The 22,626-nt window shown below is 72.2% G+C and carries 21 protein-coding genes; 9 read left to right on the forward strand and 12 right to left on the reverse strand.

Translation table 11 applies throughout. From position 1 onward, the window contains the following. The first annotated feature begins 44 nt into the window (after window positions 1-44). The 3 genes from AB4880_RS11045 to AB4880_RS11055 are packed head-to-tail and all read left to right on the forward strand — an operon-like array spanning window position 45 to window position 1,411. On the forward strand, window positions 45-278 hold the full coding sequence (locus tag AB4880_RS11045) for a type II toxin-antitoxin system Phd/YefM family antitoxin (RefSeq protein ID WP_367919286.1): 234 nt from the start codon (window positions 45-47) through the stop codon (window positions 276-278). Then, window positions 275-664 (forward strand): type II toxin-antitoxin system VapC family toxin, encoded by a 390-nt coding sequence (locus AB4880_RS11050; RefSeq protein WP_367919287.1) that lies wholly within the window; start codon window positions 275-277, stop codon window positions 662-664. The genes AB4880_RS11045 and AB4880_RS11050 overlap by 4 nt, the downstream gene beginning before the upstream one ends. A gap of 18 nt (window positions 665-682) precedes the next feature. Further along, a complete protein-coding gene (locus AB4880_RS11055) occupies window positions 683-1,411 on the forward strand; it encodes a hypothetical protein (protein ID WP_367919288.1) in 729 nt (242 codons plus the stop codon). A gap of 304 nt (window positions 1,412-1,715) precedes the next feature. Here the strand turns inward: AB4880_RS11055 and AB4880_RS11060 are convergent, their stop codons facing one another. Continuing rightward, entirely contained in the window at window positions 1,716-3,164 is a 1,449-nt protein-coding gene (locus tag AB4880_RS11060) for an aminotransferase-like domain-containing protein (protein WP_367919289.1), read from the reverse strand. 49 nt (window positions 3,165-3,213) lie between these two features. On the opposite strand from AB4880_RS11060, the gene AB4880_RS11065 reads away from it, so the two are divergent. After that, window positions 3,214-4,098: a DMT family transporter gene (locus AB4880_RS11065; protein ID WP_367919290.1), complete on the forward strand. Its 885-nt coding sequence runs from the start codon at window positions 3,214-3,216 to the stop codon at window positions 4,096-4,098. Here AB4880_RS11065 and AB4880_RS11070 read toward each other — a convergent pair. Genes AB4880_RS11070 through AB4880_RS11085 form a run of 4 tightly spaced genes read right to left on the reverse strand, consistent with a single transcriptional unit; the run spans window position 4,055 to window position 9,197 of the window. Then, entirely contained in the window at window positions 4,055-5,536 is a 1,482-nt protein-coding gene (locus AB4880_RS11070) for an aldehyde dehydrogenase family protein (RefSeq protein WP_367919291.1), read from the reverse strand. The two genes, AB4880_RS11065 and AB4880_RS11070, sit on opposite strands and share 44 nt — an antisense overlap. A 27-nt stretch (window positions 5,537-5,563) precedes the next feature. Beyond that, window positions 5,564-6,445, reverse strand: a complete 882-nt coding sequence (locus AB4880_RS11075; protein ID WP_367919292.1) for a DUF1353 domain-containing protein — start codon at window positions 6,443-6,445, stop codon at window positions 5,564-5,566. After that, on the reverse strand, window positions 6,442-7,194 hold the full coding sequence (locus tag AB4880_RS11080) for a matrixin family metalloprotease (RefSeq protein WP_367919293.1): 753 nt from the start codon (window positions 7,192-7,194) through the stop codon (window positions 6,442-6,444). Before AB4880_RS11080 ends, AB4880_RS11075 begins: the two co-directional genes overlap by 4 nt. Then, complete coding sequence (locus AB4880_RS11085; protein ID WP_367919294.1) at window positions 7,191-9,197, reverse strand: thioredoxin domain-containing protein; 2,007 nt, start codon at window positions 9,195-9,197, stop codon at window positions 7,191-7,193. Before AB4880_RS11085 ends, AB4880_RS11080 begins: the two co-directional genes overlap by 4 nt. 238 nt (window positions 9,198-9,435) lie before the next feature. On the opposite strand from AB4880_RS11085, the gene AB4880_RS11090 reads away from it, so the two are divergent. From AB4880_RS11090 to AB4880_RS11110, 5 genes are all read left to right on the forward strand, one after another. Beyond that, window positions 9,436-9,675, forward strand: a complete 240-nt coding sequence (locus AB4880_RS11090) for a hypothetical protein (protein WP_367919295.1) — start codon at window positions 9,436-9,438, stop codon at window positions 9,673-9,675. Between the two features lie 65 nt (window positions 9,676-9,740). Continuing rightward, window positions 9,741-10,622 carry a hypothetical protein gene (locus AB4880_RS11095; RefSeq protein WP_367919296.1) on the forward strand — a complete coding sequence of 294 codons (882 nt, stop codon included), beginning with the start codon at window positions 9,741-9,743 and terminating at the stop codon, window positions 10,620-10,622. Then, window positions 10,622-11,077 (forward strand): hypothetical protein, encoded by a 456-nt coding sequence (locus AB4880_RS11100; protein WP_367919297.1) that lies wholly within the window; start codon window positions 10,622-10,624, stop codon window positions 11,075-11,077. Before AB4880_RS11095 ends, AB4880_RS11100 begins: the two co-directional genes overlap by 1 nt. A gap of 402 nt (window positions 11,078-11,479) precedes the next feature. Next, a complete protein-coding gene (locus AB4880_RS11105; RefSeq protein WP_367919298.1) occupies window positions 11,480-12,019 on the forward strand; it encodes a type IV toxin-antitoxin system AbiEi family antitoxin domain-containing protein in 540 nt (179 codons plus the stop codon). Beyond that, the gene (locus AB4880_RS11110; RefSeq protein WP_367919299.1) at window positions 12,016-12,864 is read left to right on the forward strand and encodes a nucleotidyl transferase AbiEii/AbiGii toxin family protein; all 849 of its coding nucleotides are present in this window, start codon (window positions 12,016-12,018) and stop codon (window positions 12,862-12,864) included. The genes AB4880_RS11105 and AB4880_RS11110 overlap by 4 nt, the downstream gene beginning before the upstream one ends. A gap of 266 nt (window positions 12,865-13,130) precedes the next feature. Here the strand turns inward: AB4880_RS11110 and AB4880_RS11115 are convergent, their stop codons facing one another. The 7 genes from AB4880_RS11115 to uraH all read right to left on the reverse strand — a co-directional run bounded on the left by AB4880_RS11115 (window position 13,131) and on the right by uraH (window position 22,542). Then, window positions 13,131-13,901, reverse strand: a complete 771-nt coding sequence (locus AB4880_RS11115) for an SGNH/GDSL hydrolase family protein (protein WP_367919300.1) — start codon at window positions 13,899-13,901, stop codon at window positions 13,131-13,133. Further along, the gene (locus AB4880_RS11120) at window positions 13,891-14,040 is read right to left on the reverse strand and encodes a hypothetical protein (RefSeq protein ID WP_367919301.1); all 150 of its coding nucleotides are present in this window, start codon (window positions 14,038-14,040) and stop codon (window positions 13,891-13,893) included. Before AB4880_RS11120 ends, AB4880_RS11115 begins: the two co-directional genes overlap by 11 nt. Further along, window positions 14,037-14,303, reverse strand: a complete 267-nt coding sequence (locus AB4880_RS11125; protein ID WP_367919302.1) for a hypothetical protein — start codon at window positions 14,301-14,303, stop codon at window positions 14,037-14,039. The genes AB4880_RS11120 and AB4880_RS11125 overlap by 4 nt, the downstream gene beginning before the upstream one ends. Window positions 14,304-14,427: 124 nt before the next feature. Next, window positions 14,428-19,956 (reverse strand): ATP-binding protein, encoded by a 5,529-nt coding sequence (locus AB4880_RS11130; protein WP_367919303.1) that lies wholly within the window; start codon window positions 19,954-19,956, stop codon window positions 14,428-14,430. Between the two features lie 129 nt (window positions 19,957-20,085). Beyond that, window positions 20,086-20,913, reverse strand: a complete 828-nt coding sequence (locus tag AB4880_RS11135) for a bifunctional allantoicase/(S)-ureidoglycine aminohydrolase (RefSeq protein WP_367919304.1) — start codon at window positions 20,911-20,913, stop codon at window positions 20,086-20,088. Then, on the reverse strand, window positions 20,910-22,244 hold the full coding sequence (gene allB / locus AB4880_RS11140; protein ID WP_367919305.1) for an allantoinase AllB: 1,335 nt from the start codon (window positions 22,242-22,244) through the stop codon (window positions 20,910-20,912). The genes AB4880_RS11135 and allB overlap by 4 nt, the downstream gene beginning before the upstream one ends. Next, window positions 22,234-22,542, reverse strand: coding sequence for a hydroxyisourate hydrolase (gene uraH / locus AB4880_RS11145; RefSeq protein ID WP_367919306.1), 309 nt, complete (start codon window positions 22,540-22,542; stop codon window positions 22,234-22,236). Before uraH ends, allB begins: the two co-directional genes overlap by 11 nt. Window positions 22,543-22,626 lie beyond the last annotated feature (84 nt).

The following is a 22,626-nucleotide window of genomic DNA, read 5'->3' on the forward strand; positions in this document are numbered from 1 at the left end:
GCTGTCTCCTTGCCCTCGTGGACTTAGTCCACTAGCCTTAGTCCATGTCTGCCCTCGCTGTCGTCAACGTCCACGAAGCGAAGACCAACCTGTCCCGGCTGTTGACGCGCGTCGAGGCCGGCGAGGAGATCGTCATCGCCCGCGGCGGCAAGCCGATCGCCCGGCTCGAGCCGTACACGCGCCCCGAGGTCCGCCTCGGGTTCCTTGACCTGCCCGACATCCCCGACGACTTCTTCGCACCGCTCGACGACGCCGAGCTGGCGGAGTGGGGGCTGTGACCCTCCTCCTCGACACGCGCGCCTTCTACTGGTGCCTGCGCCGCGGCGTCGACGTCCCCGCCCACGTGCGCCTCGCCCTGGAGGCGGCGCCTCGCCGCTATGTCTCCGACGCCTCCGCCTACGAGGTCTCGCTCAAGGTGCGCCTCGGCAAGTTCCCCGGCGCCCGGCCGCTCTGCGAGCGCTGGTCCGACGCGCTTGCCGCCCTGCCCGCCATCGCCCTCCCCGTCGCGACGCCCCATGCACTCGCCGCCGGAGCCATGGAGTGGGACCACAAGGACCCTTTCGACCGATTGCTCGCCGCCCAGGCCATCACCGAGGGACTGACCCTCGTGACCGCCGACCGCGCCTTCGCGTCGGCCCCGGGGGTCGACATCCTGCGCTGGTGACCGCCTAGGCTGCGGCCCGTGGCGTCCCCGTTCGAGAAGGTGCAGGCCGGCCCGGTCCTGGCGACCGTACGGCGGCTCGAGGAGCGGATCGAGGCCCGCTTCCCCGGCCGCGGCCTGCATCGCGTCGTCGGCGAGCTCGCCTCCCTGGTCGAGACGGTGGCCTCGTCGACCGCGACCGTCCGCGGCCGCCGCTCGTGGCTGCGGCCCGTCTCGCGCGCCGGGATCGCGCTGATCCTGGTCCTGACCGGCGCCGTCCTCGTGCTCGCCGTACGGAGTGCCGCCGTGGACGCCCCCGACACCGGCCTGGACTGGATCCCGCTGCTGGAGAGCACGGTCAACGACCTGGTGTTCGCGGCCCTCGCCATCTGGTTCCTGTACTCGGTGCCGGAGCGGCTGCAGCGCGAGAGCCTGCTCGAGCTCCTCCACCGCCTCCGCTCCCTCGCCCACATCGTCGACATGCACCAGCTCACCAAGGATCCCGAGCGGCTGCGCTCGTCGTTCACGCCCACCGCTGCGTCGGTCGCGATGGACCTCGACACCGACGAGCTGGAGCACTATCTCGACTACTGCTCGGAGCTGCTGTCGCTCATCGGCAAGACCGCCGCCTTGTGCGCGGAGGAGTCGCGCGACGCGGTCGTGCTCGACACGGTGTCGACGGTGGAGACGCTGACGGTGTCGCTCGAGCGGAAGATCTGGCAGAAGATCGCGGTGCTCAACCACACGCGCGCGGCGGCGCCGGAGAGCTAACGCAGGCTCGCCGCGATCCGCAGGTCGGCGACCAGTCCGTCGTACGCCGCCCGGCGGTCGTCGCCCGCCCGCAGCACCGCCGACGGGTGGGTCGTCGAGGCAAAGCACGAGGCTTCGGCACCCAGCAACTAGCGTTCGGACGGTGACAGAGTCCATTGCGGCGGCAGTCGTCGCCTCGCTCCTGCGTGCGTCGCCGACGGCGGGAGCGAGTTAGCGCTGATCGTTCTCAGTGACGACCTGGAGGCCGCCGTATCCGCGTTGTGTGTCGTTCACCGCGCGACCCGGTGATCCACTGCGATGGTGATCAGCGGAATGTCGCGGTTGCCTGCCGGCCGCTGGGCCCCTGCGCCTCCAGCGCCCGCCCGATGACCCGCGCCGCGTCCGCATACCCCGCCAGCTCCGGCGGCAGATACGTCAGCCGGAGATACGGCGCTGAAGGCTCCGCCGGGAACCACTCGTCCCCCGCGGCCACCCACACCCCCTCCGCCGCGCAGTCCCGCACCAGCCGGGCGGCATCGGTGCCGTCGGGCAGGCGTGCCCAGAGATGCAGCCCGCCCGTCGGTACGACGTCCACCGCGACCGACGGCGCATAGGACGCGAGGCTCGAGACCAGCAGGTCGCGGCGCTCGCGCAGCTGCACCTTCAGCCGGCGCAGGTGGGAGCGCCAGCCGGGGTCGCTGACGACCTCGAGGGCGGCCTGCTGGAGCAGGGCGCTGACGTACATCGACTCGGCCGCCTGATCGCCGAGGATCCGCTCGCGCGCGGGCCCGCGCGCGATGACGGCGGCGACGCGCATCGACGGCGACACGCTCTTGGTCAGGGAGCGCAGGTAGACGACGTGGCCGGCGTCGTCGCGCGCGGCGAGGGGGCGCGACGAGGCGGAGATACCGAAGTCGTGGGCCCAGTCGTCGTCGACGATGAAGGCGCCGTGGGCGCGCACCACGTCGAGGAGGGCGTCGGCGCGCTCGACGCTCCACTGGGCGCCGGTGGGGTTGGCGAAGTTGGGCTGCGCATAGAACGCGCGCGCGCCGGTATCGCGGAACGACCGGTCGAGCTGCTCGGGATCCGGGCCGGCGCCGTCGTCCGCGACGGGGACCGGCACCAGCTCGACGCCGGCCTGGCGGGCCGCCTGGATCGCGCCCCAGTACGTCGGCGACTCGATCAGCAGCGGCTGCCCGGGGGCGACGAGCGCGCGGAAGATCGAGGCCAGCGCGCTCTGCGACCCGGGGGCGATGACCACGTCGTGCGCGGTGACCGCTCCGAGGTGGGCGGGGGTGGCGTCGGCGAGCTCGGCGGCGAACCACGCCCGCAGCTCCGGTACGCCGACCGCGGGCGGGCGTGCGGTCGCCGCGGCGCCGCGCGCGGCCCGGCCGAGCGCGGTGCGGACCAGCCGCTCCGGCAGCAGGTCGGGGCCGGGATAGCCGGCGTGCAGGGCGAAGACGTCCGGCGGCGGGGTCTGCAGTGGGCCCGCGACCCGCGAGAGCGAGGCGCGCGGGGTGCGCAGCGCGGCGGTCTGCCAGCCGAAGTCCGGGCCGCGGGTGGCGCGGACCGCGCGCACGAACGTCCCCACGCCAGGCCGGCTCTCGACGAGCCCCTCGGCCGCCAGTCGGCGCAGCGCCTTCTGCACCGTGACCGGGCTGGCGCCGTACTGAGTGACGAGGGCGCGACTCGACGGCAGCTGCGCACCGGCGGGCGCATCCCGGATCCACGCGCGCAGTGCCGAGACGATGCGCGCACTGCTATCGTTGCTCATGTCAGTACAGAGTAGCGCTATCGTCTCCCGCCCGACACTGCTATCGACGTTGCCGGCCGGTCTCGGCTGGGGCCTGGTCGGCGTGGCGGCGTTCTCCTTCACGGTCCCGCTCACCCGAGTCGCGCTCGGCGGCCTCGACCCGCTCTTCATCGGCGCCGGCCGGGCCGTCGTGGCCGCGACGCTCGCCGCGATCGCGCTCACCGCCACCCACCAGCAGCGCCCGACCGGCACGCAGTGGCTGCGGCTCGTGGTGGTCGCGGGCGGGGTGGTCGCGGGCTTCCCGCTGCTGACGTCGTACGCGCTGACCGAGGTCCCGGCCAGCCATGGCGCCGTCGTGATCGCGATGCTGCCCGCCGCGACCGCCGTCCTCGCCGTGCTGCGGACCCGCGAGCGCCCCGCCCGCGCCTTCTGGTTGTACGCCGCCCTGGGCGCGGTCGCCGCGGTCGGCTTCGCCGTCGTCCAGAGCGGCGGGCCGGGCCACCTCCACCGTGCCGACCTGCTGCTGTTCCTGGCGGTGATCGTCTGCGCGACCGGCTACGCCGAGGGCGGTCTGCTCACCCGCGAGCTCGGCTCGTGGCAGACCATCTCGTGGGCGCTCGTCGTCGCGTCGCCGGTGATGCTCGCGCTCAGCATCGTCAGCGTCAGCCGGCACGCGCCGGACGCGACCGCCGTCCAGTGGCTCTGCTTCGGCTACCTGGCGGTGGTGAGCATGTTCCTCGGCTTCTTCGCCTGGTACCGCGGCCTCGCGCTCGGCCCGATGGCGCAGGTCAGCCAGGTCCAGCTCGTCCAGCCGGTGCTCAGCCTGACCTGGGCCGGGCTGCTGCTGGGCGAGCGGATCACCTGGCTGACCGCGGCAGGTGGCCTCGCCGTGATCGCGTGCGCGGGCGCGGCTACGCGCGTCCGCGGCCGTAGAGACCGCGCACGACCCGCGTGAGCTGCTTCTCCTCCTTGGCCGTACGGCGGAAGGTCGTCAGCGCGATCGCCGGCTTGAACCGCTGCCGCGCGATCGCGTGCGGGTAGGTGAACTCGCGCAGCCCGTCGGGTCCGTGGATCCGGCCGAAGCCCGAGTCGCCGACGCCGCCGAACGGCAGGGTCGGGATGCCCGCGAACGAGATCACGCCGTTGATCGCGGTCATCCCGGCCTTCAGCCGCTGCGCGATCTCCATGCCGTGGTCCTTGGAGAAGACCGTCGAGCCGAGGGCGTAGCGGGTGCCGTTGGCGCGCGCGATCGCGTCGTCCATGTCCTTGACCCGGGTGACGGTGACGGTGGGGCCGAAGGTCTCGTCCTGCTGTGCCAGTGAGTCCTCGGGTACGTCGACCAGCACGGTCGGCTGCACGAACCGGGCGCCCTCCGGCACCGGGCCGCCGACCAGCGCGCGGCCGCCGCGGGCCAGGGCGTCGTCGATGTGGCGGCGGATGATGTCGACCTGCGAGGGCATCGTGATCGGGCCGACCTGGCCGCCGGGCTTGGCCTCGAGCTCCTTGGCCTGGCGCACCAGCCGCTCGAGGAAGGCGTCGTAGACGCGGTCGTGGACATAGACCCGCTCGACGCCGGCGCACGTCTGGCCCGCGTTGGCGGCGGCGCCCCACAGGGCGGCGTCGGCGGCCTCGTCGAGGTCGGCGTCGTCGGCGACGATGAGCGCGTCCTTGCCGCCGGCCTCGATGACGACCGGCGTGAGCGTCTCGGCGCAGGCCGCCATCACCCGCTTGCCGGTGGCGGTCGAGCCGGTGAAGGCGACCTTGTCGACGCCGGCCGCGGTGAGCGCGGCGCCCGTCTCGCCGTACCCGGTGACGACCTGGAGCACCGGTCGCCCGACGGCCTCGAGGAAGGTCTTCGCGAGCCACTCGCCCACCCCCGGGGTGTACTCCGACGGCTTGAAGACGACCGTGTTGCCGGCCGCGAGCGCGTAGGCGATCGAGCCCATCGGCGTGAAGACCGGGTAGTTCCAGGGGCCGATCACGCCGACGACGCCGAGCGGGCGGTACTCGACGCTCGCCGCCTGATTGACCATGAGCAGACCCGGCGAGACGCTGCGCCGCTTGAGCACCTTCTCGGCGTGGCTGCCGGCCCACGCCAGGTGGTCGACGGCGAGCGCGGTCTCGAGCAGCGCGTCGCCGGCGGGCTTGCCGGTCTCGCGCGCCATGAGCGCGGCGAGCTCCTCCATCCGGCGGGCGATGAGCTTGCGCCAGCGGACCAGCGACTTCTTGCGGCCGTCGAAGCCGAGGCCCTGCCAGTACGCCGTCTCGGCACGGGCCCGGTCGACGGCGTCCTGGACGGCGGCGGCGTCGTGGATCGGGTGCGTGCCGACGACCGCGCCGGTGGCGGGGTCGAGCGAGTCGAAGGTCGCGGCGGGAGCGTCGATGGTGGTCACGCTCCCGAACCTACTGTCGAGTCACCTTCAGCGGAATGGTCCCAGGAACAACACGATCAGCACGACATGGGCGGCGACCACAACGCCGGCGACGACGACCGCGGCGACCGGCCGCCGCCGGGCCACCCACTCGGCGCCCTGGTAGGCGAGCGTGATCACGGCCAGCGCCGCCGTCACGTGGAGCAGCACCGCCAGCGCGATGCCCGTGACCACGCCCGCGATCGCGAACCGGCCCCAGGTCAGCCCCAACAGCAGCGGTACGACGACCGCCCCGGCCAGTCCCCCGACCAGCTCCTCGACGAACGGCCGGTCGCCCATCCACGGCACGCCGTCGATCACGTCGAACAGGTCGAGGGTCGCCAGCACGCCGAGCACGGCGACGAGCAGCAAGGACGCCACCGCCGTGGCGCGGTAGCGCAGGTGGCGCAGCGGCGTCCACGCCGTCGACCCCGACCAGATCGTGCCGAGGGTGACCGCCGACCACACCAGCCAGCTGCGCACCGGACCGGTGTCGGAGTCGCGCATCGCCGTCCGCAGCACCCGGTCGGCCGCGACCCGGTCGAGCACGTGCCCCTCGACGGAGAGGTAGGTGGGCGGCTCGTGCGGGCCGTGGACCAGCCCGTCGTGGAGCAGCGCCGCGGGCAGGTGGCGGCCGGTGCGGGGCACTAGCCAGGTGAAGATCGTCGGCACCGAGGTCAGGTCGGTCTCGAAGGTCGCGGGATCGGCGGGGACGAGCAGGTCGCCGTACTCGCGGTCGCGGTAGGCGATGCGGTGGAGCATCCGGAACGCCTCGGTACGTCGTCGTACCGGCCCCTCCTCGATGCGCTCCAGCACCACCTTCGGCGGATCGGCGGAGCCCTCGTCGTGGAAGCGCTCCGGCTCGGGGACGACCGGCGTCCACGGGCTCACCGGCAGTCTCCCTTGCCCATCCGGACCAGGCCGTTGAGGTCACCCTGGCCGAAGTCGAGCCGGCCCACGTTGTCGGCGAACATCAGCTCGTGGCTGGACTTCACGTGGTCGAGCCCGACCAGGTGGCCGAGCTCGTGGAGCAGGATCGCGCGCTGGTAGTCGGCGCCGTCGGACTCGTCCTCGAGCTGCGCGAAGGAGTCGGCGTCGAGCGTGACGGCGCCGGTGACGTACCAGAGCCGGCCGTCGTCCCCGAAGGACCGGGCGGCCGCTCCGCCGACGCCCGCGACGTCGCCCTTCAGGTCGCCGACCTCGTCGGCCGTCGCCCAGGAGATCAGCACCGGCTCGGCCCGCCCGGCCAGCCGCGCGCTGTCGCCGGCCTCGGGACGGCGGTCGGTCTGGCCGTCGTAGGTGAACCTCAGGCCGGTGATCGAGGCGACCTCCGCGACGCCGTCACGGACGAAGGCCACGGTCTTGGCGGCGCTCTCGGGTGCCTCGGCGGGGTTGATCTGGTAGTGGATCTCGCGGCACGGGTCCCAGGTGACCGGGAGGTCGGTGCGCCCCGGCTGGTGCTCGAGGAAGGCGTAGACGCCGCCGGGCCGGACGTCGGCCGGCGTCCCGAGCGGGTCGTTGCCGAACCCCAGCAGGTGGCGCATCGCGCCCAGCTCGCTGCCCGGCCCGAGCAGCACGACGGCGAAGAACAGCGCCGCGCTCAGCAGGAGCACGAGCCCGGAGCGCCAGCGCCCGGTCATCCGATGCCGTCCGGCTCCGTGACCGGACGCTCGCAGACGAAGCCGCGGCAGACGTACGCCGCGGGGAGGCCGTCGACCGTCGTCCGGCCGGCGACGAGCGGGATCTCCTCGCTCGGCGCGTCGGCGCTCACGACCACCGCGCCCGGCAGCCGCAGCGCCCGCGCCTCGAGTGCGTCGCGCCGCTCCCCCGGCGGCCCGACGACGGCGACCTCGAGCGGCCCGTCGAGCATCGTGGTCGCCGCGGCGAGCGACCATCCCGCGAACCGCGGCGCCTTCTCGGCCAGGACCGCCGCGGTGGCGAGCGCCGCCTCGGCGGCGTCGCGGTAGCGGCCGACCCCGGTCAGCGCGTGCGCCTCGACGAGCGCGTGGACCAGGCTGCTGAACCCGCTCGGCGAGGCGTTGTCGCCGGGGTCGCGCGGCCGGACGACCAGCGCCTCCGCGTCGGCGTGGGTGTCGAAGAATCCGCCGTCGGGCGCGGCGAAGCCGTCGAGCGCGGTGTCGATGAGCGCCGTCGCGTGCCGCAGCCAGCGCGGGTCGGCGGTCGCCTGGGCGAGCGCGAGGAACCCGGACGCGACGCAGCCGTAGTCCTCCAGGACGCCGGCGTGCGGGCCGGCGACGCCGTCGCGGGAGACCCTTCGGATCCGGCCGTCGTCGAGGTGGAGGTCGACGAGCAGCTCGGCGGCCTCGACGGCGGCCTGCACGTAGTCGGCGCGGTGCAGCCGGCGGCCGGCGTCGACGAGCCCGGAGATCGCCAGGCCGTTCCAGGCGGCGACGACCTTGTCGTCGCGGGCGGGTCGTGGACGCTGCTCGCGTGCGTTGGCGAGGCAGGCGCGGACGTCGGCGAGGCGGGCCCGGTCGGCGTCGTCCTGGGGGTAGTGACGCAGCTGCAGGGTCGACGTCCCGTGCTCGAAGGTCCCCTCCTCGGTGACCCCGAACAGCTCGGCCGCCCACGCGCCGTCCGTCGGGCCGAGGACGGCTGCGAGCTGGTCGGGCGTCCACGCGTAGAAGGCGCCCTCCTCCGGGTGACCGCCCGGCTCGGCCGGGCTGTCGGCGTCGAGCGCGGACGCGAACCCGCCCTCGGCCGTGCGGAGCTCGCGGAGCAGGAAGTCGGCGGTCTCGGCGGCGATCCGGTCGCCGAGCGCGGTGCCGAGCCGCGCGTAGAGACCGAGCAGCTGGGCGTTGTCGTAGAGCATCTTCTCGAAGTGCGGCACCACCCACGCCCGGTCGACCGCGTAGCGCGCGAACCCGCCGCCGAGCTGGTCGTACATGCCGCTGCCCGCCATCGCGGCGACCGTGCGCGCGAGCATGTGGCGGGCCTGCTGCGCCGCGTCGCCGTCGTACCGGCGGAGGAACTCGAGGACCATCGTCGGCGGGAACTTCGGCGCACCACCGAACCCGCCCGCCATCGCGTCGTACTCACTGGCGAGCGTGGCGACCGCCCCGTCGATCCGCTCCCCCGTGATCGCGTACGCCGGCAGCTGCGCCTCGCGCCGCAGGTGCTCGGCGACGTTGCCCGCCGTCGACCGCACGTCGTCGCCCTTGTTGACCCACGCGTCGCTCAGCGCCCGCAGCACCTGCGTGAACGACGGCGACCCGTGCCGCGGCTGGTCGGGCAGGTAGGTGCCCGCGAAGAAGGGCGCCCCCTCGTGATCCATGACCACCGTCATCGGCCACCCGCCCTGCCCGGTCATCGCCGTCGTCGCCGTCATGTAGACCGCGTCGACGTCCGGCCGCTCCTCGCGATCGACCTTGATGCTGACGTAGTGCTCGTTGAGGTAGGCCGCCGTGGCGTCGTCCTCGAAGGACTCGTGAGCCATCACGTGGCACCAGTGACACGCGGCGTAGCCGACGGACAACAGGATGGGAACGTTGCGGCGCTTCGCCTCGGCGAAGGCCTCCGGGCCCCACTCCCACCAATCCACCGGATTTTCGGCATGTTGGAGCAAGTACGGGCTGGTCGCGCCTGCCAGTCGGTTGGGCATTGGGGTCACTCCCATCAGCATGAGTTCGTATCTCTTGACGTCAAGTGACACAAACTCGTGATACAAACTCGCGCCTGTCACTGGTTGAGGACGTTCAGATCTCGGGTCGCTGTGCCCAGCCTAGGAGGGACCAGCCGATGGCTACGCGCAAGAGGTCGACGCTGCTCGCGCAGGGCAAGGAACGGCGGATCGATGGCGGGCGCCAGGCATGGCGCGTGCGTCTCTACGCCGCTGCCGATGGCGCCGGCTACGCGACGTCGTGGCGCGCTACGGCTGGGGCAAGACCAAGGGGTACCAGAACCTCAAGGGTCGTGAGCTGGTGCCGCCGCCGGTCATGACGCATCCCGACCGGTGGCGCCTCGACCAGTTGCTGGCAGGGGAGGAGAAGCGCATGGCCCTCGCCGAGGCTGCACAGGATGCGTTGCTCGCGCCCGATCGAGAGGAACTGACCCTCACCGAGTTGCTCCCCCAGCCGAAGCGCCGACGCCACTCGGCGTGACTGGGGATCCTTCGCGGGATCTTGCCGGCGCGGCGCTGTCGGTGGTCACCTCGACAATCTGGCTCGTGACAGACCACCACGAAGCAGTTTCAGCTGACGCAGCCTTGGACGACTCGACGATCGGCGTCGCACTCTCGGGTGGTGGCGTGCGCGCCGCGTTGTTCTGCGCCGGCGCCCTGCGAGCGATCGTTCGTCACGCCGAGTTCAAAGACAAGCAGTTGGCCGTATCCGGAGTCTCCGGCAGCGCGCTGCTCGCTTTCGAGACAGCTTGGTCGTCGTCCCCGACCGATGAAGAGGCGCTCGAGGAGGCCATCGAGCGGATCGTCAAGTACGGCTACTGGCTCGGCCGCCGTTGGTGGGCCGTCGCAGTGGCCGTCTTGATTTCTGTCTCGATCGCCTTTCCGATCGTCCAGGATTCCGGCTCCTCCGCAATGGGCCTCCTGATCACCATCGGGATCACCGCCGCGATTGCAGTGCTGCTGGCGATCGGACTGTTCCGCACGCAAGGGATCTTCTACCGCGCGCGCCCGGTCAGCTGGCATCCCCTGCCGATCTACGCCGCGCGACCGAGCCAGTTCGGTCGCGCACCCGCGCGTCGCCTCACACTGGACCATGTCGTGCTCAATGCGACATCCCTCAATGACGGCTCTTACGTGTCCTTTGACCGCATGACCTTCCCCACCGACGTCCCCGTCAGCCGGCTCGCTGAAGCGTCGGCAGCGTTCCTGGGGTCTTCCTCCCGCGACGCCTGCCCGGACGCGTCGAAACGCTTGCGGACGGCGGCGTCCACGACAACACCGGGCTCACGTACTTCCGACGAGCCGACCGACGCCCCGAGCTCGTCCTCGCGATCGACGCAGGGGTATCGAGTCAGCCGCCCACCGGTACGCCGTACTCACTCCTGCTCGCAATCCTCCGGCGCGCACCATCGGCCACGTGGATCCTGATGGGATCGGTCATCGGCGGCGCCGTCGTCAGCGCCATAGTGAAGGCAGCATGGCTGTCCGCCCTGATCGCGACTTTCGCGCTGGTCGCGTGGGTTGCGACGATCATCATCGTGATCCCCATCGCGATCGTTCGCGGGTTCTGGACAGATCTGCGGTGGCTCGGAAGGGGGTGGCCCATCACGGTGCGCGTCGCGTCAGACCTGCACCGGGAGGTGTTCACGCTGGAGCACGCCGCCCGTGGTGGCGCGGTCTTGAGTGTGAAGCTCGAGGGTGGGCCGGAACCAGTTCGCGCCAAGACCCAGCTCTGGAGGTTGAAGGAGTCCGTAGCTCGCCAACTGGTTGATGAAGGACAACGACGGACGGAGGAGTTGCTCCGGGAGTGGGCGACACTGCCTGCCGAGGAGCGGCCCTCGGCAGACCGCATCGATGGCGGCCGCGGCTACGCGATCACGTAGCAGTCCGGCGGATCGCTACTTCCTGGCCGGACCACGAGAGGACCACAAGGTCGAGGTCCCAGAGTCGGCGCATCGTGCACTTCTCCTCGTCGCTGAGGCCAATGGCTGCGGGCTAAAGCCGTCACTGTGAGACCGAAGAACCAGGAGGAGGTGCGTTCCGCGATCGCCACCCGTCGCCACGCGAAGGCGAACGGCCGCCAGAAAGACCCCATGTTCCTGGCATTCCGCAGCAACCATGGGCACTGGCCGAGACGCGCGGCTATCGACTGTCCTCGCAACTGGCGGGGCTCTCTGCGCCCCGACGGCGCCAGAGAACCTCGCAATCGATCGCGAGGCGCCCATATGCCAAGGGATGTCACATCCGTACCGATATTGGTACGCTTGTGACATCGGAGGTGCAGGATGTCCTATCGGCAGACGCTGCGCGAACTGGCGTTCGACAGCCACGGCGTCGTCACGGTCGCTGACGCGGCCGCGCTCGGCGTACCTGCGGTCGAGCTGCGCAAGCTCGCCTCCCGTGGCGCGCTCGAGCGGATCAGCCAGGGCGTCTACCGGATGCTCGAGGCCCCCACGAGCGAGCTGAGCGAGTTCGCCGAAGCGGTGGCCGCGACCGGGCGCGCCGATGCGCTTCTCGCCGACGAGGCTGTCCTCGCCGCCCACGGACTGGCGCAGGTCAACCTCCGCACGATCAAGGTCGCTGTCCCCCGCCGGACACGGACGCAGGTGCCGGCGACCGTCGAGGTCATCCAGCGCGTCGTCCCCGACGAGGAGCGCGACTTCATCGACGGCATCCCCGCCATGACCATCGCCGCAGCGATCCGCGCAACGAAGGGCCGCATCCTCCGCGAGCGTCTCATCGACGCCGCGCGCCAAGCCGAGGCCAGGGGCCTCATCAGCGAGGCGGACAGGGACGAGCTCATCAAGGAGATGGACGACGAGTGACCACCCAGCCCGCACGCGATCCCGGGAGCGTCAACGAGCTGCGCCGCCGCGTCACCAACCTCGCCGCCGCCCGCAACACCACCGTCAGGCGGCTGCAGGCTCTCGTCGCCAACGTGATCGTCGGCCAGATGCTCCCGGAGACGGCGATCAAGGGCGGGACGGGTCTCAAGCTCCGCTTTGGCGACACACTCACCCGTGAGACTCCCGACCTCGACACCGCGTTCCGCGGCGACCTGACTGAGTTCCGTCAATCCTTCGAGCACAACGGCGCCGAAGGTTGGGGTCCGTTCACGGCGCGCATCGTCGAGGGCCGCAAGCGAGGTCCCGAGCACGTGCCCGCGGCGTACGTCATGCAGCCCTTCACCGTGAAGTTCAACTACCGCAACAAGCCCTTCGGCACGGTCACCGTCGAGGTCGGGTACGACGAGCTCGAAGCCACGACCGACGACGCTCCCGAGGTCGTCTCATCGAGCGAAGCGGAAGAGATCTTCACGGCCCTCGGCCTGCCAGAGCCCGGTCCACTGCGCGTACTGCCGTTGCACCACCAGGTCGCTCAGAAGATCCACGCGTGCTCTGAACCGGGCAGCGACCGCGCGCACGACCTCGTCGACCTCCAGATCATGGCGCCAGACCTCGACGATCGGCTCGTCGCCGAGACCTGCCGCCGCCTGTTCGCCTTCCGACAGCTCCACGCCTGGCCGCCGGTCATCACCCCGGCCGGAGACTGGTCGCCGGCCTACCAGGACGCCGCGCTCGGCCTCGACGTCCTGACACACGTCGACGAGGCCGTCGCGTGGGCGAACGCCTACATTGCCCGTCTCGCCGTGGAGCCGATCGCTCCGTGACGTGTTAAGAATCGACCGAATTCTTAACACGTCTCAGAGACGGGTTAAGTCGGCACACAGTCGTCAGCAGGCCGACGAGTGATACACGAAAGTGATGCACGAAGCCCCGGAAACGGTGTCCAACGGCGTCTTCGCCGATGCATCGCGAACTTCGCAATGCACTCTGACCTGCAGTTTCGCGAAAGTCCGTCGACAATCGTTCAACCTTGAACCTCGTTTCATCAGTGGCACGACGCATAGCCCGGCCGGAACCTCCACCTCGCCGGTCAGGCAGCCAGCAGCCGGCCCCTCCCCCGGCGTACGGCCTCGCGGGCGGCCCACGGTCCGAACTCGCCCGCTCGCCGCCCCAGCCACGGGGCCATGTCGAGGAGGAGGATGCGCGCGAGCTCACGCGGCCGCATGCGATCGGAGGTGCAGACGAGGGACGGCGGCGCGAAGTCGAGGCCCTCCGCCCGCAGCAGCAAGGCCGCCTGGAAGGCGAGCCAGCGGTGCCCCTTCTCCGAGGGGTGGATCCGATCGACGGCCCACATGTCGCGGTCGTAGATGTCCGGGTGCTCGGCGAGGTCGAGCCGGATCACGCCGTACCTCTCGTGGACCTCGTCGTAGATCTCGTTGAGGACGTCGAGTCGTCGCCGCAGCGGCCGGGCGAGCGGCCCCGGAAGGCCGAGGACGCGGGTGTGGTCGTGGAAGCGCACCGTCATCAGGATCGTGCCCTCTGCGGCCAGCTCCCCTGCACAGTGCAGCAGGTCGTCGCGCAGCCGGGCGGGTTCCCAGCTCGAGCGCAGGGCGTCGTTGAGGCCGACGACCAGCGACGCCATCAGCGGGCGATGGTCGAGGGCGGGGGCAAGCTGCTCACGGCGTACGTCGGAGGCACAGGCGCCGGGGATCGCCAGCTTGCGGAAGGCGACATCATGGTCGACCGCCATCGCCTCGGCGAGGATCTGCGCCCATCCGCGCCAGCCGTCGGGGGTTGGGTCGCCTACGCCGCAGGACGCCGAGTCGCCGAGGGCGACGAACCGGACCGACTCACGCGACATCGCCCGCACCCGTGGTCCACGTGACGCAGATCCGGTCGCAATCGGGGCGGCAGCAGGCCACGACACCGCCCGCGCCGCGGATCCGCGCCAGGAGCCGGTCGAGGTCGCGCCGGTCCACGGTCGCCGTGTGCCAGGTCATGGCCGCGCTCCGATGAGCTGGACCATGCTGCCGTTGAGGACCTTGCCGCTCAGCGGGTGGCCGGTGCGGGTCGGGGTGACACTGAACCAACCGTCCCAGTACGCCGAGTCCGGGCCGCGCCGGCTGCCGAACTCGAGTCGCACGTACCCGACCTTGCGATCCGGGTCGACCACGCAGGCGCCGTCCCGCAGCGGCGAGCCGAAGGCGTCGCGGAGGTAGCGCTCGTTCTGAGCAAGGATCGTGGTGATCGTTTCCATGGTCATGCCGGTGCCGCCCTTCCTGGTCGCCCCGAGCTCTCTCGATGAGACCAGTGAAGGGCTTCGCAGGCCCCGGCACCACGGCCGAATTACGTAGATGACTACGTACTTCGGCCAACCGTCACGTCGCCTACCCCGCGCTGCCGAGACCCCGCTCGATGGCCTCGAGGATCTTCGGCCGCAGGTCGCTCGCCGCGATCACCTCGTCGACCGAGCCGACCTCGACGGCGCGGTGGATGTCGTGGACGCCGTCGAACTCGGCGGCGACCTCGGCGATCTTGTCGGCCCGGAGCTGCGCACGGAGCTCGGCGAGCTCGACGACGAGCGCACCGCGCTCGCCGTCCTCGGCGTGGTCGATCCGCTGCTGGAGCTCGGCGACCTTCGGGTCGGCCGCGGCCCGCTTGGCGACCTCGGCCGCGAACACGACGGCCGCCGCAGGGGCGCCACCGAGCACCGAGGCGTAGGAGCCCTCGATCGCGAGGACGGTCATCGACGGGTTCAGCTGCTTCGAGAACACCACGAAGGCGCCGCCGTGATAGCGGGAGATCACGCAGAACACGATCGGGCCGCTGAAGTTGACGATCGCGCGGCCGATCTCGGCGCCGTACTCCAGCTGGAGGTTGCGCATCGACTCGGGCGAGCCGTCGAACCCCGACAGGTTCGCCAGGACGACGAGCGGCCGGTTGCCGGAGGCGGCGTTGATCGCGCGCGCCACCTTCTTCGACGACCGCGGGAACAGGGTGCCCGCGGTGTAGGTGTCCGGCCCGTCGGTGGGAGGGAAGCCGGCGCGCGGCACCGGCTTCGACTCGATGCCGACCAGGCTCACCGGGTAGCCGCCGATCCGGGTGTCGACGACCACCGCGGTGTCGGCGTCGGCCATGCCGGCCCAGCGCTCGAGCATCTCGTGGTCGGCGTCGGCCAGCGCCCGCATCACGGTGCGAATGTCGAAGGGCCGCTTGCGGTCGGGGTTGTGCTGGGGCGAGAAGATCTCGCCGACGGTCGCGAAGTCCGTCCCCGGGTGCGGGTACGACGTCACGTCACGGTCGACGGGATCGCTCGACGCCGCGCGCCGCGGCCCGGTCTCCCCCGGGGCCACGTAGGTGTGGTCGTAGTGCGACATCAGCACGCCGAAGGCCCCGGCCAGGTCGGGCACCCAGTACTGCGCCTGCCCGTTCGGGCCCATCACCCGGTCGTAGCCGCCGATGCCGTGGTTGTCCTCGGCCGACACGCCGCCCGAGAAGTCGAGGGACTGCTTGCCGGTGAGCACCATCGCGCTGTCCGGCGTCATCACGAGGATGCCCTTGGTGTGCATCAGCATCGTGGCCTCGGCGTTCCAGTACGGCTGAGCGCCCACGTTGATGCCCGCGACGACGATATTGATCTCGCCGCCGGCCTGGGTGAAGTGCACGATCCGGCGCAGCGCCGCCGCCACCCAGTCCATGTTCTCGGTGCCGCTCTCCATCGAGATCCGCGCACCGGCAGACACGGCGAACCACTCGACCGGGACGCCCATCTGCTCGGCCAGGTCGATGGCCGCGATGACGCGGGCGCACTCGGGCTCCGCGAGCGCACCGAGGGACATCAGGGGGTCACCGCAGAGCACCACGCGGGTGATGCCCTCGGGATACAGCGGCGTCGGGGTGGAGACGACGGCGACGATGATGCCGGCCGTGTTGTGGCCGGGCGCCCGGTCGACGGGAACCAGGACGCCGGACGCGTCGAGGTCGTACTCGACCACGCTGCCGCCGGCGGCGAGCACCGGCTGCAGCTCATAGGGGTAGACCAGGCCACGACGGCGGGCGCGCAGCACCTTGCCGGCGTACTCGTCGAGCGGAGCCAGCGGCTCGGTCGGCGGCGGGACGATGTCGGCCACCACGCCGGCACCCGGCTTGGCGTGGAAGCGGATCGCCAGCGGGGTCGTGGTTCCGTCGGGGCCGGCCACCCGGCCCTCGGCGAGCACCTCCTCGATGCCCGCGCCCTCGCTGAGCGGCGTGATCTTGCCCTGCAGCGCGGTCAGCTGGTCGAGGTCGGCCTCGACCACCGGCCACACCGTCACCCACACGTGGTTGACGTCGAGCTGGGCGCCCTCGCGGCCGCGCGCCGTCCGGACCCGGCGGATCGCCTCGAGGCAGTTCTCGACCGCGCGCTCGGCGTGCGGGAGCGCGATCACCCGCCCCTCCTCATCCCGTACGACGGCGAGCTGGCGCACCTGCGCGGCCGCGACGAGGCGCCGGTCGGCCGGGTTGGTGCGGGCGACGCACTCGTAGAGCAGGACGTCGTCGGGCGCGGCGAGCCGGGTCACGTCGAACTCCCGCAGCCGCCACAGGTTGAGCCGGCGGCCGACCATCGGGTGCATGCCGCGGATCAGGGTGTCCTCGACGAGCGTGCCGCCGTCGGGGCGGAAGGTGAAGTAGTCGACCGGCTGCGGCGCGGTCGGGCAGACCGCGACCGAGACCCGGCGGGCGCGGGCGGCGAAGTCCTGGCTCGCGAGCATCTTGGCGACCTCGGCCGAGGCCCGGTCGGGGTCGGCGGGCGCGTCGGGCCAGCGCAGGTAGATCTCGATGACGTCGTCGTGGTCGGCCGTGAGCGCGGAGGTGATCGCCGCGCCGAGGGCGCCGGCCGGGTCGGCCAGCTCGGCCACGTCGCCGATCGTGGAGACGACCCGGGTGGCGCCCTTGTCGTCGGTGGCGTACTCGGCGTGGACGACCGGGCGGCCGCCGTGCTCGCCGGCGGAGGTGACGGTCAGGTCGTGCAGGTCGTACTCGAGGTAGTGGCGCCGGATCAGCACCTCCAGCAGCGGCTCCCGCTCGGGCAGGCCGTCGGCGAGACGGTCGCGCAGGAAGCCGACGAGCTGCTCGGGGATCGCCGTGAGAGCGGCGATCCGGGCGTCCCGGTCGGGGGCGGCGTCATCGGCGAGGGCAGCGACCTCGGCGGCCACACCGCCGAGCACCGCACGGCGCTCGTCGTCGACCAGCGGCTGGTCGAACCAGGCGAACCGGACCGACCGGGCCAGGTCGCCGACCACCGCGAACCGGAGCTGCGTGGCCCGCACCAGGCGCTCGAGCAGGGCTCGGGCGTCGGCCCGCTCGTCGGCCGGGGGCGGCGGCGCGCTCAGCCAGCGCTGCAGCACGCCCACCGCGATGTCGACGTCGGAGGGGTGCTGCTGGGCGAGGAAGATCCGGAACACCGCCTGCTCGAGCTCGGGCGTGCGCTCGAGGTCGGTGATGCCGTAGTGCGCGAGCACCCGGAGCAGCTTGTCCCGGAAGTGGTCCGGGAGCGCGCCGCGGTCGGGGTCGAGGCTGCGCAGGTAGGTGTGGAAGTACTCCCGCGAGCTGTGCACGCGGAGCTCGGTGTGCCGCTCGTCGCCGGCGGGCCGGTTGCGGCTCAGCTCGGCGAAGTCGGCGAACAGTGCGAGCAGGTCCATCTCGGCGCGCAGCGCGCCCGGCTCGCGGATGGCCAGGTGGCCGGCGAGCAGGCTGCCGCGCTGGTCGGGCGCGACGTCGTAGCCCAGCAGCTGGCCGGCGAGCGCGCCGAGGCTGTCGGTGGCGACGCTCGCACGACGCGACGTCGGCAGGTCGAGATCGACGGACGCGCCGCCGGCGTCACCGGCAGCGTCCTCGTCGGCGTCGCCGGTCGGGTCGAGGCGCACCAGCGGTGCACCGGTCTCGACCTGGCCGCCGACGCGGACCAGCAGGTCCTTGATGCGGCCGGCGAACGGCGCGTGGAGCACCGTCTCCATCTTCATCGACTCGAGCACCAGGACCGGCTGCCCCGCGGCGACCTCGTCGCCGACGGCGACCGGGGTGGCGACGACGAGGGCCGGCGCGGGCGAGCGGACCATGCCGCCCTCGTCGCGGCTGACCCGGTGCATGACGTCGTCGACCTCGACCAGGTGGACGGTCCCGTGGTTGGCGGTCACCAGCCGGTAGCGGTGGCCGTCGACGGTGAGCCGCCCGTGGACGTCGTCGATCCGGTCGAGGACGGCGGACACGGTGCGCTCGGCGCCGCCGCCGGCGACGGTCACGTCGTACTGGGCGCGGCCGGTCTGCCGGACCGTGAGGGCGTAGGTCACCCCGCGCAGCTTGAGCTCGATCGTGCGGGACGGGTCGTGCTGGACCTGCGGGCGACCGCCCTGCGCGGACTGGAGGAAGCGGGCGATCTCGGCGCGCTCCTCCTCGTCGTACGCCTCGATGGCGGCCGCGACGAGCGCGACGCCCGAGTGCCGGGCCGACTGCAGCCGGCCCTCGCCACGGACCCGGTCGATCCACCCGGTGTCGGCCCAACGCACGGGGGGCTCCGCCCCGCGTGGCCCCCCCGGAAGCGGAAGACCTACGACTTCCGGCTGGTCGAGGAGGTCGAGGATGAAGCTCTTGTTGGTCGCGCCGCCATCGATGACGACGGTGGTCTCGCCCATCGCGCGCCGCAGCCGGGCGAGTGCCTGCTCGCGGTCGGCGCCCCACGCGATGACCTTGGCGATCATCGAGTCGAAGTCGGCCGGGATCACGTCGCCCTCGGCGACGCCGGTGTCGACCCGGATCCCAGGGCCGGCGGGCAGCTCGAGCCGGCTGATCCGGCCCGGGGCGGGCGCGAAGTCGCGGTCGGGGTCCTCGGCGTTGAGCCGGGCCTCGACGGCGTGGCCGCGCTCGGCCGGCCGCTCGCCGGTGAGCGGGACGCCGCGCGCCACCTGGATCTGGAGGGCGACCAGGTCGGTGCCGGTCACCTCCTCGGTGATCGGGTGCTCGACCTGGAGCCGGGTGTTGACCTCGAGGAACGCGAAGGTGCGCTCGCCCGGGTGGTAGAGGAACTCGACGGTGCCGGCGCCGGCGTAGCCGACGGCATTGGCGAGCCGCTCCGCCGAGCCCTTGAGGTCGGCGGTCTGGGCGTCGTCGAGCAGCGGCGACGCCGACTCCTCGATGACCTTCTGGTTGCGGCGCTGCACGGAGCAGTCGCGGACGCCGATCGCCCACGCGGTGCCCTGGCCGTCGGCGATGACCTGGACCTCGACGTGGCGGGCGTCGGTGACCAGCTTCTCCAGGAACACGATGCCACTGCCGAACGCGCGCTCCGCCTCGTCCCGCGTGCGCTGGTAGGCGTCGGCGAGCTCCTCGGCCGAGGTGACCTTCCGGATGCCGCGCCCGCCGCCGCCGGCGGTGGCCTTGAGCATGAGCGGGTAGCCGATCTGCTCGGCGCTGGCGAGCGCATCCTCCAGGCTGTCGACGCCACCGCGGCTCCACGGCGCCACCGGTACGCCGACCTCCTCGGCGATCAGCTTCGAGCCGATCTTGTCGCCCAGCCGGCGCATCGCCTCGGCGCTGGGACCGATGAAGGTCACCCCCAGCCGCGCGCACAGCTCGGCGAACGCCGGGTCCTCGGCCACGAAGCCCCACCCGACCCAGGCCGCGTCCGCCCCGCTCTCGGTCAGCGCCCGCTCGAGGACGGCGAGGTCGAGGTAGGGCCGGTCGGCCGCCGCGCCGAGCAGGTAGGCCTCGTCGGCCTCCCGCACGAACGCCGAGCCGGCGTCGACGTCCGTGTGGAGCGCGATGGTGCGGATCTGCTCGCTCTCGGACGTGTACCGCGCGTTGATATCCCGCACGGCGTGGATCAGACGCATCGCGGCCTCGCCGCGGTTGACGATGGCGATTCGCGAGACAGTGGGCACGCTCCGACCCTTCCACCTCGCGGCCGCCTCGCTCCAGTGCAGATCCCACAGGGTTGGCCGGGATTCGTTGTTGACCCTCCCCGAGCGACGCGCGCCCCCGGCGGTGGCGTCGTCCTCCTGGCAGCCCTCCTAGCCGAGCCGGCTCTGCCCCAGCCGCGCGTGCCGGTTGACGTCCTTGTACAGCAGGTACCGGAACCGACCCGGCCCACCCGCGTAGCAGGCCTGCGGGCAGAACGCGCGCAGCCACATGAAGTCACCTGCCTCGACCTCGACCCAGTCCTGGTTGAGGAGGTAGACGCCCTTGCCCTCGAGCACGTAGAGCCCGTGCTCCATCACGTGCGTCTCGGGGAACGGGATCGAGCCGCCGGGCTCGAAGGTCACGATGTTGACGTGCATGTCGTGGCGCAGGTCGGCGATGTCGACGAAGCGCGTGGTCGACCAGGTGCCGGCCGTGTCCGGCATCGCGATCGGTACGACGTCCTGGTCGCGCGTGACGAAGGCCGGCGGCGCGTCGAGACCGGGCGCCCACTCGTAGGCCTTGCGGATCCAGTGGAAGGCCGCGGTCGCGATCGAGCGGTTGTGGAGCGTCCAGGTCGCTCCGGGCGGGAGGAAGACGTAGGAGCCGGGCTCGAGGCGGTGCTCGTCGTCGTCGAGGGTGAGGGTGAGCGCGCCGTCGACGACGAAGAGCACCGCCTCGGCGTCGGGGTCCGGCTCGGGCTCGTCGGAGCCGCCACCCGGGGCGACCTCGACGACGTACTGGCTGAAGGTCTCGGCGAAGCCGGACAGCGGGCGGGCGAGCACCCAGAGGCGGGTGCGGTCCCAGCCGGGCAGGAAGGAGGCGGTGATGTCGCTGAGCGTACGGGCGGGGATCACGGCATAGGCCTCGGTGAACCGCGCGCGGTCGGTGGTGAGCGCGGTCTGGGGCGGCAGGCCGCCTCGGGGGACGTAATAGCTCATCGCGTTCCTCTCTCGAGCAGTCGTCCACGCGGGGTGTCGTCGACGGTCGCGCCGCGGAGCCAGGTCTCGCGCACGACGCCGGCGAGGCGGCGTCCGGCGTAGGCGCAGAGCGGGTTGCGGTGGTGCAGGCGACCGACCTCGACGGTGAGCCCCTCGTCGGGGGCGAAGCGCACCAGGTCGGCGTCGGCGCCCACCGCGATCCGCCCCTTGTGGGCGAGGCCGACGCGGTCAGCCGGCGCCGACGCCATCCAGCGGACGACGTCGGCGAGCGTCCGTCCGCGGGCGCGGGCCGCCGTCCACACCGCCGGCAGGCCGAGCTGCACCGAGGCGATACCGCCCCAGGCGACGCCGAAGTCGCCGCCGCCGCGTTGCTTGAGCTCGCTCGTGCACGGCGAGTGGTCGGAGACGACGAAGTCGACGTCTCCCCCGGCCAGCGCCGCCCAGAGCGCCTCCCGGTTGGCCGCCTCGCGGATCGGCGGACAGCACTTGAGCTCGGTCGCCCCGTCGTCGATGTGCTCGGCGTCGAAGGTCAGATAGTGGGGGCAGGTCTCGACGCTGACGTCGACGCCGTCGGCGCGCGCCGCCCGCAGCAGCGGTACGGCGTCCGCGCCGCTCAGGTGGACGACGTGCGCGCGCCCGCCGCTGGCCCGCGCCTGGTCGACGACCAGCGCGATCGCGGCCTGCTCCGCCGCCTGCGGCCGGGAGGCCAGGAAGCCCGCGTAGTGGCGGCCGTCGAGGGCGGTGTCGTCGATCAGGCCGCCGTCCTCGGCGTGCACGATCATCAGCGCCCCGAGCCGGGCGGTCTCGCGCATCGCGGCGGCGAAGGCGTCCGGGTCGAGGTGGCCGAACTCCGCGACACCGGAGTCGAGCAGGAAGCACTTGAAGCCGAACACCCCGGCCTGGTGCAGGGCGGCGAGGTCGGGCAGGTTGCCCGGCACGGCGCCGCCCCAGAAGCCGACGTCGACGAGGACCTGCCCGCGGGCGGTGTCCTGCTTGACCCGCAGGTGCTCGACCGTCGTCGTCGGCGGGATCGAGTTGAGCGGCATGTCGATGATGGTCGTGACGCCGCCCGCCGCCGCGGCGCGGGTGGCGCTGGCGAAGCCCTCCCACTCGGTGCGGCCGGGCTCGTTGACGTGGACGTGGGTGTCGACCAGGCCGGGCAGCAGCACCTCGTCGTCGTCGAGTACGACGGTCCGCGCGGCCGCGAGCGGCTCCGCCGATGTCGCCAGGACGGCGATCCGGCCGCCCGCGACGCCCACGGCGACCTCCCGCTCGACGCCGTCCACGATCGCGCGCCGGGCCCGGACGACGAGGTCGAGCTCAGCTGCCACGGTAGGTCGAGTAGCCGTAGGGACTGAGCAGCAGCGGCACGTGGTGGTGGCCGTCGTCGGCGACGGTGAAGACGATGACGACCTCCGGGTAGAAGCCGGAGACGTAGGCCGCGGTGGCGAAGCGCAGCACGTAGTCGCCCGCGCCCAGCCGCTCGGGGGCGAGGGCCGCGATCCGCCCGTCGGCGTCGGTGACGCCGTCGCCGAGCAGCGCGCCCGAGCGGGTCTCCAGCCGGACGGCGATGCCCGCCGCCGGGCGGCCGGTCGCGGTGTCGAGGACGTGGGTGGACACGGTGCTCACTGGATTACCTTCCTCACGTCGGCAGGAACAACTGACCTGCTGATGCACCCCTGGTCCCCACCGGACCACCGCCAACGTTGCTCG

It is taken from the genome of Nocardioides ginsengisoli (assembly GCF_039537225.1).
GTDB lineage: Bacteria > Actinomycetota > Actinomycetes > Propionibacteriales > Nocardioidaceae > Nocardioides > Nocardioides ginsengisoli.

Excerpts from the sequence above, each read along its gene's own strand:
- AB4880_RS11060 (WP_367919289.1), bottom strand. The coding sequence starts at position 3,164 with ATGAGCAACGATAGCAGTGCGCGCATCGTCTCGGCACTGCGCGCGTGG.
- AB4880_RS11045 (WP_367919286.1), top strand. The coding sequence starts at position 45 with ATGTCTGCCCTCGCTGTCGTCAACGTCCACGAAGCGAAGACCAACCTG.
- AB4880_RS11100 (WP_367919297.1), top strand. The coding sequence starts at position 10,622 with ATGGGATCGGTCATCGGCGGCGCCGTCGTCAGCGCCATAGTGAAGGCA.
- AB4880_RS11115 (WP_367919300.1), bottom strand. The coding sequence starts at position 13,901 with ATGTCGCGTGAGTCGGTCCGGTTCGTCGCCCTCGGCGACTCGGCGTCC.
- AB4880_RS11105 (WP_367919298.1), top strand. The coding sequence starts at position 11,480 with ATGTCCTATCGGCAGACGCTGCGCGAACTGGCGTTCGACAGCCACGGC.
- AB4880_RS11125 (WP_367919302.1), bottom strand. The coding sequence starts at position 14,303 with ATGACCATGGAAACGATCACCACGATCCTTGCTCAGAACGAGCGCTAC.
- AB4880_RS11120 (WP_367919301.1), bottom strand. The coding sequence starts at position 14,040 with ATGACCTGGCACACGGCGACCGTGGACCGGCGCGACCTCGACCGGCTC.
- AB4880_RS11080 (WP_367919293.1), bottom strand. The coding sequence starts at position 7,194 with ATGACCGGGCGCTGGCGCTCCGGGCTCGTGCTCCTGCTGAGCGCGGCG.
- AB4880_RS11135 (WP_367919304.1), bottom strand. The coding sequence starts at position 20,913 with ATGAGCTATTACGTCCCCCGAGGCGGCCTGCCGCCCCAGACCGCGCTC.
- AB4880_RS11085 (WP_367919294.1), bottom strand. The coding sequence starts at position 9,197 with ATGCTGATGGGAGTGACCCCAATGCCCAACCGACTGGCAGGCGCGACC.